Source organism: Arhodomonas sp. KWT (genome assembly GCF_010993615.1).
Genome location: NZ_WNXE01001067.1, coordinates 1 through 558, shown reverse-complemented (window position 1 = coordinate 558; position 558 = coordinate 1). Strand labels below are relative to the sequence as shown.

The 558-nt window shown below is 71.5% G+C and carries 1 protein-coding gene; it reads right to left on the bottom strand.

The window, feature by feature from the left end; genetic code table 11:
* A partial coding sequence (locus G7A99_RS24180; protein WP_305792373.1) for a CheR family methyltransferase occupies positions 1-434 on the bottom strand: 434 nt, incomplete at its 3' end.
* Between the last annotated feature and the right edge of the window lie 124 nt (positions 435-558).

Genomic DNA, 558 nt, shown 5'->3' with positions numbered 1-558 from the left:
AGCCGCATGGCCGGGTATTCGCCCCGGCGGGCCACCGCCAGGGCGCCCAGACTGATGTCCGTGCCCGTAACCGCGTAGCCGCGGCCACCACCGAATGCCTCCTCCAGCACGAGCGCGAGGGTGTAGGCCTCCTCACCGGTGGCACAGCCGGCGCTCAGCACCTGAAGCGCCCGCGAGCCCCCGGGGGCCTCGTCGCGGCAATACCGGCGAAGGAGCCCCAACCCCTGCGGGTCCCGGTAGAAACGCGTTTCCTGAACCGTGAGCAGGTCCACGAGCGCGCTCCATTCCACCGCCGCCCCCGGCCCCCGGGTCAGCCAGCGATAGTAGTCCTCCGGATCATCGACCCCCGTGGCACGCATGCGGCGGGCCAGCCCCGTGGCGAGAAAGCTGTGTCGCTCGCGCGGTATTTCCACGCCGGTACGCTCACGTATCAACGCGGCCCACCGGTCAAAGGCATCCGCTTCGACACGCGGGACGCCCCCGACGGACATGCCGCCGGGGGAAAGCTCAACGCTTGGCGCTCGCGCGGCACTCACCCGGCGCCCCCTACTGCGTGCG